Source organism: Cupriavidus sp. R6-3, assembly GCF_059772245.1.
On the sequence record NZ_JCBAJO010000369.1, the window covers coordinates 1 to 3115 of the forward strand.

The following is a 3115-nucleotide window of genomic DNA, read 5'->3' on the forward strand; positions in this document are numbered from 1 at the left end:
GTGGCCGCGCGGCGCCGACAGAACGGCGAGGTGCTGCTGCTCGACCTCGGCTTGCCGGCGCGGGACGGCGCTCTGTACACCAACGTCGCGCCGGGCTTCCACTTCGTCGAGGCCGTGCGCAACCTGCGCCGGTTCGACCAGGTCTTCGTGCAGACCGCGCTGACCCGGCATGCCGGTGGCGTCGCGGTGCTGCCGCTGCCGCAGACGCTGGCCGAGCTGCGCGACATCTCGTTCTCGGAGGCGCTGTCGCTGCTCGGCACGCTGCGCAGCCATTTCGATCTGCAGGTAATCGACCTGGGCGGCTTCAGCAATCTCGACTTCATGGCCCAGCTGATCAAGGTCGCCGACGAGGTGCTGGTGGTGGCCGAGCAGAGCGTCGCGGCGATCGTGTCGGCGGCCGAGCTGCTGGAGGAACTGCGGCGTCGCGAGGCGGGCCGCGAGTCGATGCGGCTGGTGGTATCCCGCTATCAGGCGCGGCTCGGTCTCGACGCGGAGCAGATCGCGCAGCGGCTCGAGCTGCCGCTGGCCGGCACGCTGCCCGATTGCCGCGAGACGATGCTGGCCGCGATGAACAGCGGCGTGGTGCTGGCCGACCGGCAGCCCGCCGCTCCTTACGTCCGCGCGCTGGCGCCGATGCTCGAGCGCCTCGGCTACCGCTGCGAAGCGCGCGCCTCGGGCCCCGGATGGCTGGAGCCGATCGCGCAGGCGGTGCAGCGGCTGCGCCTGGGCCATGCAGCAGGCAAGAACAAGGCAGACCATTGAGATGACGCAACCGATCGAATTCTCCGACAACGCCGCCGCGCCGTTTCCGACCTCGCAGGAATTTCACACGATCAAGGAAGCCGCGCACGAGCACCTGCTGACGCGCATCGAGGAACTGGGCGCGGAGTTCGGCCGCTGGTCGCGCACCGCCATCCAGCGCTTCGTCGATCTCGAACTGGAGAGCTTCACGCGCTTGCGCCGGATTCCGATCAACGAGGCCGAGCTGCATCAGATCGCCGAGGCGCTGACCAAGGAGCTGGCGGGCTTCGGTCCGATCGAGGACCTGCTGAACGATCCCGCGGTCGAGGACATCCTGGTCAATGGCCATCTCGACGTCTACGTGTCGCGCCACGGCATGCTCGAACGCATTCCGGTGCGCTTTGCGGACGCGGGGCATCTGCTGCGCATCGTGCGCCGGATCCTGGCGCCGATCGGCCGGCGGCTCGACGAATCGAATCCGATGGTCGATGCCCGGCTGCCCGACGGCGGCCGCATCAACGTCGTGATCCCGCCGCTCGCGCTGCAGGGGCCGGTGGTGTCGATTCGCAAGTTCCGCAAGGATCCGCTGACGCCGGAGGCGCTGCTCGGGCTGGGCACCATGAACCAGGAGATCGGCGATCTGCTGGAGGCCGCCGTCAAGGCGCGCTGCAATATCCTGGTCAGCGGCGGCACCAGCTCGGGCAAGACCTCGCTGCTGAACGCGCTGGCGATCTTCGTGCCGGACAGCGAGCGTGTGATCACCATCGAAGACACCGCCGAACTGGCGCTGAACCATCCCCACGTGGTCCGCCTCGAAAGCCGGCCCGGCGGATTCGAGGGCACCGGCGTGGTGTCGATCCGCGACTTGCTGCGCAACAGCCTGCGCATGCGGCCGGACCGGATCATCGTCGGCGAAGTGCGCGGCGGCGAGGTGCTGGAGATGCTGCAGGCGATGAGCACGGGCCACGACGGCTCGATGGGCACCATCCACGCGAGCAGCCCGCGCGAGTGCCTGTACCGGCTCGAGATGCTGGCGGGCTTCGCCGGCTTCCAGGGCAGCGAGGTCAGCCTGCGCCGGCAGATCGCCAATGCGATCGACTTCATCGTGCAGATCGGCCGGCTGTCGAACGGCAAGCGCCGCATCCTGTCGATCACCGAGGTGACCGGCATGGGCGACAACATCGTCACCACGCAGGAGCTGTATCGCCACGACCCGTATATCGGACCGGATGGCGTCGAGGTCGACCGCTGGCAGTCGCTCGGCATCCTGCCGCATTCGCCCAAGCTGGCGCGCCTGCGCCAGGCCGGTTTCGGCATGGACGATCCGCTGGGCCGCTTCGATGTCTAGCGCCGCCCTGGCCATCGCCGCCATCGCCTTGCTGCTGGTCGGCGCCGGCCTGCTGTTGCTGGCGCAGGCCGGCACGCGTGCGCAGCGCGAGGCGGCGCGGGCCTTCGTGCAGGCGCAGACCGAGCAGGTACGTTCCCGTTATGCATCCGCGGCCGAGCTGCCTCCCGTCACCGGGCCACGCGACTTCAAGCGCCGCTGGGCCGATCTGCTGCGGCGCGCGGACCTCGAGCCGACGCGCCGCACCTATCTGCTGTGGGGCGGGCCACCGCTGCTGCTGTGCGCCGCGGCCTTGATCGGCGGCGGGTTTGTCGCGGCCGCCGCGATGGCGGTGGTCTGCCTTGCCATCTGTGCCTGCCTGTTGTGGCGCCGCACGATCCGTTTTCATCAGCGCCTGTGCGAGCAGCTGCCGGGGTTTCTCGATGGCGTGGTGCGGCTGATGACGATCGGCAGCGCGGTACCGGCGGCGTTCCAGCATGCGATCGGCAATACCGAACTGCCGCTGCGCCAGTGCCTGGTGCAGGCGGTGCATCTGCAGCGCGCCGGCAAGGAACTGGACCAGGCGGTGATGCAGGTCGCGCGCAGCTATCGCTTCGACGAACTGATCCTGCTGGCCTCGGTGCTGCGGCTCGCCACGCGCTACGGCGGCCGCGCCGACATCGTGATGGAACGCACCGCCGCCTATATGCGCGACCGCGAGCAGGCGCAGCGCGAACTGTCGGCGCTGTCGGCGGAAACGCGGATGTCGGCGTGGATCCTGGGTTTGCTGCCGGTGGTCGTGGCCGGACTGATGTTCGTGTTCAATGCCGGCTACCTGCTGATGATGTGGAACGATCCGTCGGGCCGCCTGATGCTGATGGCGGCGTTCGGGCTGGAGATCGTCGGCGCGCTGCTGCTGTATCGGCTGGCGCGTTCGGTATAGGGGCGATGCGATGAACCGTGACAGCCTGATCGCTCTCAGCCTGCTGATCGCCGCGCTCGGTGTGGCGGCGCTCGCCCTGCCGCTGTTGCAACAGTGGTGGCTGCGCT

At 69.0% G+C, this 3115-nt stretch carries 3 protein-coding genes; all 3 read left to right on the forward strand.

Features of this window, described 5'->3' with window-relative positions; translation table 11 throughout:
* On the forward strand, positions 1-762 hold a 762-nt coding region (locus AC6EI8_RS25600), incomplete at its 5' end, for a P-loop NTPase family protein (RefSeq protein ID WP_498383278.1).
* A gap of 1 nt (position 763) precedes the next feature.
* Positions 764-2089, forward strand: coding sequence for a TadA family conjugal transfer-associated ATPase (locus tag AC6EI8_RS25605; protein ID WP_149319895.1), 1326 nt, complete (start codon positions 764-766; stop codon positions 2087-2089).
* The gene (locus AC6EI8_RS25610) at positions 2082-3008 is read left to right on the forward strand and encodes a type II secretion system F family protein (RefSeq protein WP_226105072.1); all 927 of its coding nucleotides are present in this window, start codon (positions 2082-2084) and stop codon (positions 3006-3008) included. Before AC6EI8_RS25605 ends, AC6EI8_RS25610 begins: the two co-directional genes overlap by 8 nt.
* The last annotated feature ends 107 nt before the right edge of the window (positions 3009-3115 follow it).